At 73.5% G+C, this 5,385-nt stretch carries 4 protein-coding genes; 2 read left to right on the top strand and 2 right to left on the bottom strand.

The window, feature by feature from the left end:
* Window positions 1-387 precede the first annotated feature (387 nt).
* Window positions 388-807: a hypothetical protein gene (locus VF746_20225; GenBank protein HEX8694764.1), complete on the top strand. Its 420-nt coding sequence runs from the start codon at window positions 388-390 to the stop codon at window positions 805-807.
* 41 nt (window positions 808-848) lie between these two features.
* Here VF746_20225 and VF746_20220 read toward each other — a convergent pair whose 3' ends face one another.
* The gene (locus VF746_20220) at window positions 849-1,727 is read right to left on the bottom strand and encodes an HNH endonuclease (GenBank protein HEX8694763.1); all 879 of its coding nucleotides are present in this window, start codon (window positions 1,725-1,727) and stop codon (window positions 849-851) included.
* A gap of 605 nt (window positions 1,728-2,332) precedes the next feature.
* Entirely contained in the window at window positions 2,333-3,973 is a 1,641-nt protein-coding gene (locus VF746_20215; GenBank protein HEX8694762.1) for a SpoIID/LytB domain-containing protein, read from the bottom strand.
* A gap of 229 nt (window positions 3,974-4,202) precedes the next feature.
* On the opposite strand from VF746_20215, the gene VF746_20210 reads away from it, so the two are divergent.
* Window positions 4,203-5,385 (top strand): metallophosphoesterase (locus tag VF746_20210; protein HEX8694761.1); only part of this gene is annotated, 1,183 nt, incomplete at its 3' end.

Raw genomic sequence — 5,385 nt, 5'->3', positions numbered from 1 at the left:
GTGTCCCTCCGCTGCGCTCCGGGCCGGGCTGCGCGCGCCGTAGGCCTGCAAACAACGCAGGCCAACGGCGCCGGGCCACCGCCGCCACGAAACCCCTGTGGCGGCGGCGTCCCGGCCCTGTCGGGCGCGCATCCCTCACGCAACGGCAGGGGACAGGGAACAGCCAACGAACCCGCCTTTCGGCACAGCGTTGCGTCCCGCGCTCGCTACGAAGCGAAGCGAGGAAGTCCCTCCCCCAGGTCGTTTTGGGGGAGGGACAGGCGCCTCAGGCGCCAGGGAGAGGGCCCCGCCGCCGCGCCTGGGCCCGCCTTCCCATGCCGGAAGGGAACGCGGATTGCTACCCGGGAAAGGTCCTGCGGGACGGGAGATCAGCCAGGAGGAACGACGATGCGAGGCTACGACCGGGGATACGACTACGGGTTGCGCGGGTACCGGCAGGCGGCGCCGCGCCGGCCGCCGGTGCGGGTGCGCGAGGTGGGGGGGCACCGCGGGTACGACCGCTTCCGCGACTTCCCCGTGGCGGGGCCGCCCAGCCCCTTCCCCAACCGGGTGACGGCGCGCTACAACATGGACTACGTGCGCGAGCAGCACCCCGGCGAGTACGAGGTCAACTACGTCCCCTACGGCGGCGACCGCGTCGGGCGGGTGGGCGACATGCGCGAGTACCACGCGCCGTACGGCACCATCGGCGGCACGCGCACCTGGCGGGGCGCCTGGCCGGTGGGATGGGAGAGCGACCGCCCCCGCTACGACCGGGAGTACCGCGGCCGCCGCGACTACCGCGGCGACTACGGCCGCTGGTTCTGAGGGCTTCCTGGACCGGTGACTTCCCCGGCGCGCCGCCCGCCCTAGGCGGCGCGCCCCCGCGCGCTCCGGCCGCGGCGCCCGGCCCCGCGCCCGCCGCGCTGGTCCACGCGCGTGCGCCGCCTCCGCCCGCGGCGCCGCTTCCACCCGTCCAGCGAGAGCACCCCTTCCGCCTCCTCCGCCTCGTCCGCCGCCGGGGTGACGGCGACGGCCGCCGCGCCGTCCGCCGGCTTCGCGTGGTTGCGGACGGCGGCGCGCTCGCGCTCCCGCTCCAGCTCTTCCAGCACCCGCTCGGCCGAGACCTCCCAGGCCAGCGACAGGGTGCCGATCAGGGCGGCCAGCGCGCGCGCCAGCGTCTCGTCCAGCCGCGGCGGCGCGGGGGAGCGCTCGACGGTGTGCGGCAGCAGGCAGCTGGGGCCCTCGGGGACGGCCACGCGGTCGCGCCCGCGCTCCAGCCGCGTCCCCACCGCCGCCACGATGCGCCGCGCCGCGTAGCGCCGCCGGTGCAGCCGCCGGCCCGCGCACAGGTGCCGGAGCCGCTCGCGCCACGCCGACCCGTGCTGGCCGCTGTCGCACAGCAGCCAGACGGCCGCGTACAGCTCGGCGAAGACGCGCAGGTCCACCAGGCGCACGGTCTCGGGCGGGAGCGTGCCCAGGTAGTCGAGGAAGGCGGTGAGGCGGCGGGGGCGGGCCAGCAGGAAGAGGACGATCTCCTGGCAGCCGCGGCTCTGGTTGCAGCGGGCGCACGCGGGGACGATGATGCGGAGGTCCTTCCTCCGTCCCCCCCGGGCCTGGGGGATCACGTGCTCGCGGGTGAGGGGGCGGTCCGGGGCGGCGGGGGCCCGGCAGTAGACGCAGGTGCCGTTCTTGATGCGGTGCTCCAGCTCGCGCTGGAGGGTGCCGCTGCGCTGCTTGTGCCGCACGTACGCTCCTTCGGCCTGGAGGTACCGCGGGCGGGTCCCGCTGCTGCACGCGGGCCCGTCTCCCGCCTTGCGCTGGGCAGGGCCGCGGACGCGCGCCGGCGCCCGCGGCCGTGGGTCTGGCTACCGGTCCGTACGCAAACGAAGAGCGCGCCGCGCCGCCGCGGTGGCGCGGCGGTCCGGTGCGGCCTGTCTCGCCTGGGTGTAGGGGTTCAGTGCAGGGCTCCGTGGTGATGCGCAGGAGTCTTGCGGCCGGGGTGGGGGGACCCGGCGTAGGGGTCGTGTGGGCGATCCCGTGTGTCTGAAAGGGAGACCCACCACAATATGTAGGGCTCCCCCCGTCCGCGCCAGAGTCATGTCGCGCGGCAATGTCGGCCCGCGGGACTTTGCGAGGCACCGCAAAGATTTCGGCGGCGGCGGTGATCCTCGCGCGATCGGATCGAAAGAGCCTCACACGGAGTCAACGGAGTCAACAGAGAACTACTCGAGGGATTCTCCGTTAACTCCGTTGACTCCGTGTGAGACATGCCGTTTCGATTCGATGGAAGCGACGAGCCCCTCCCCCGGCGAACCGGGAGAGGGGCTCCTCCTTTGGGCTCGACAGCCGCTCAGTACCACTGCGTGAGCTCGATCCCCTGGTAGTAGTGCTTGAGGATCTCCTCGTAGGTGGCGCCCTTGTCGGCCATCCCGGCGGCGCCCGTCTGGCAGAGGCCCACGCCGTGCCCCCACCCGCCGCCGAACACCGTGAAGCCCGTCACCTCGCCGGTCCTGCGGTCGACCACCGGCTCGATCAGGAAGAGCGTGGAGAACAGGCTGCTCTTCACCCCGTTCGCGTCGAAGAACTTGAGCGAGGTGCGCACGTGGTCCTTGGTGTCGAAGAATCTCCCCGCCTCGGTCACGTACTCGATGCGCAGCACCCGCCCCGAGTTCGAGCGCTCCAGCACGTTGATCTCCAGCACCTTCCCCACGTCCTGCTGCGCGAAGTCGCCGACCACCTCCGAGATCTCCTCGGCCGTCCACTCGAAGGTCCAGCGGTGGCGCGATGACCAATCGGCCTCGAAGTCGCCGTTCTTCTTCCCGCGCAGCGACTGCGGGTTCGGGTGGCGGCGGATCTCGTCGAGCACGTGCTCGCTGCTGCCGTGCTGGTGGTCGCGCACGCCGCGCAGGTACGGCACCGGCGCCGAGTTGAACACGTCCTCGTTGTTGGCCGTGTACCCGCCCGCCGTCGACGAGAAGAGCGCCTCGATCAGGTTGCCGTCGTAGGTCGCCACGATCCCCGCCGTCTCGTCCACCGCCTGCGTCGACAGCGGGTGCTCGGCCGAGTAGCCGCCGTACACCTGGTCGCTGGTGGTGGCCAGCAGGTCGTAGCCGTTGTTCGCGCGCTTGCCGAGCCCCGAGAGCGCGTAGGTGCGCGCCGCCACCGCCTGCGCCTTCTGCGCCTCCAGCTGGTTCCAGATGGTGGGCGGCAGCTCGCGCGGCACCACGCCGTACAGGTACTGCTCGATGTGCACCTCGTTCACCCCGGCCAGCGTCCCCAGGCTGTTGCGGACCGCCTCGGCCACGCCGCGGTACGGGAGCCCCCCGATGGTGACCAGGCCGTCGGCCGACGAGAGCACCGGCGGGGCCTGGCTGGTGGCCGAGGCGGCGCCGCGCGCCACGCGGTACAGCGTGGCGCCGATCACGAACGAGCGGTAGAACGCGTCGGCCGCCGCCAGCCCCTGCGCGACCAGCTGGCTCTTGAGGTTGTTGCGCTGCGTGGTGGTGGAGCTCCCGGGGAGCTCGCCGATGTAGAGCCGCGTGCAGTTGCCGGCGGCGAAGAACTCGGTGAAGGTGGGGTACCCGGCCGCCTCGCCCGCCGCCTTGCGCGCCGCCACGGTCGCGGCGTTGGCGGAGCACATCACCTGCAGCCGCACGATGGTGACGGAGGTCGACTGCAGGGTCACCGTGGCCGTGCCGCCCGTGCCGGTCATCAGCACCGCGCCGGTGGACTTGTTGCGGATCGTCCAGTCGCCCGCCGCGCCGAGCGTGACCGACGGCGCGTCCGGCACCACGCCGATGCGGATGTTGCCGGTGAACGCGGCGAGGGTGACCACCCCCTCCTCGCCCTCCGCCGGCTCGGTGACCACGTCTTCGTCCAGCCGCGGGCCGCCGGGGCCGAGCGGGCCGGTGGGGTCGTCGGCGCAGGCGCCGAGCGCCAGCACGAGCGCCGCGGCCGCCAGGGCGGCGCGCTTCCTGGGTCGGTGGAGCATGGGAACGGACTCCGGGCGGAGGGTGAGCGCCGCGAGCGACGCGGCACGGCGTTGCCGGAAACGGAGAGGGGAAACGTCGGGCGAGGGCGGCGGCCTGTCAACTCCCCTTCGCCGCCGCCGGCACGCTTGACGGGGCCGGCGCGGCGGCGCATCGTAGCCTCCTCGCCCGCGCGGGCCGCAAAGGCCCGCTCCCGCCGCGACCCGTTTCCCCCTGCCGCGGAGCACTCCGATGAGCGACACCCTGATGCCCACCTTCCGCTCCGAGGACCTGTCGCTGATGCAGTCCGCCCTGGCCGAGGTCCTGGCCCGGCGCGGCGAAGCGGAGCGCTCGCGGGGGAGGAGGCGCGACCTCGGCGACGAGGCCGCCGCCGACGCCGCGCCCGCCCCGACGACGCCCGAGGAGGTGGCGGACGACCCGCGCATGCTCACCTTCGCCGGCGTGGCCGCGCGCTGGGCCGACGAGGAGGACCTCCCCGCCGAGACGCGGGAGCTGCGCGAGCTGACCGGCGGCGAGCCCGACGAAGGGACCCGCGAGCTCCCGGAGCCCGCCGAGGCCGACCGGGCGGTGCGGGAGGGCGTCGAGGCGGCGGTCGCGCGGCGGCTGGACGTGGCCGCGGCGCGCGGGGTGACCGACTGCGTCGAGCTTTTCATGCGCGTGGCCAGGGCCGAGGAGTCGGGCGACCCCGAGCAGATCGACCACTGGCGCAACGTGGTGCGCTTCAGCAGCTGCGACGCCAACTTCATCGACGAGTGCGTGGAGGCGTACCTGGGCTTCAAGCTGAGCGCGCGCCGCGTCCCCTACCGCCGCCACCGCACCCTGGACGACTTCGTGATCGACGTCCCCGACCGCGTCCGCATCGGCGTGGTCGGCGACTGGGGGACGGGGATGGAGCCCGCGCGCGTGGTGCTGCAGGCGCTGGCCGGGCAGCGGCCCGACATCGTCCTCCACGTGGGCGACATCTACTACTCGGGGACGCGCAACGAGGTGAACAAGCGCTTCCTCCCCATCGTCGAGGACGTCTTCCCCGACGCGCTCTCCGCGCGCAAGCCGCGGCTGTTCACCCTGTCCGGCAACCACGACATGTACTCGGGGGGGCGCGGCTACTACGCGCTGCTGGACCAGATCGGGCAGCCAGCCAGCTACTTCTGCCTGCGCAACCGCCGCTGGCAGGTGCTGGGGATGGACACCGGCCTGCACGACCGCAACCCGCTCCCGCCGCACAAGCTCACCAAGCTGGACGACGGCGAGGCGGAGTGGCACCGCGACAAGGTGCGGCGGGCGGGCGGCCGGCGGACGGTGCTGATGTCGCACCACCAGCTCTTCACCTTCGAGAAGCCGCTCAGCCAGGACGCGCAGGGCCGGCCCTCGGGGCTGAACGTCAACCTCTACGGCCAGCTGCGCGAGGTGCTGG

The organism is Longimicrobium sp. (genome assembly GCA_036389795.1).
Taxonomy (GTDB): Bacteria; Gemmatimonadota; Gemmatimonadetes; order Longimicrobiales; family Longimicrobiaceae; genus Longimicrobium.
This window is presented reverse-complemented; position numbering and strand designations above follow the sequence as displayed.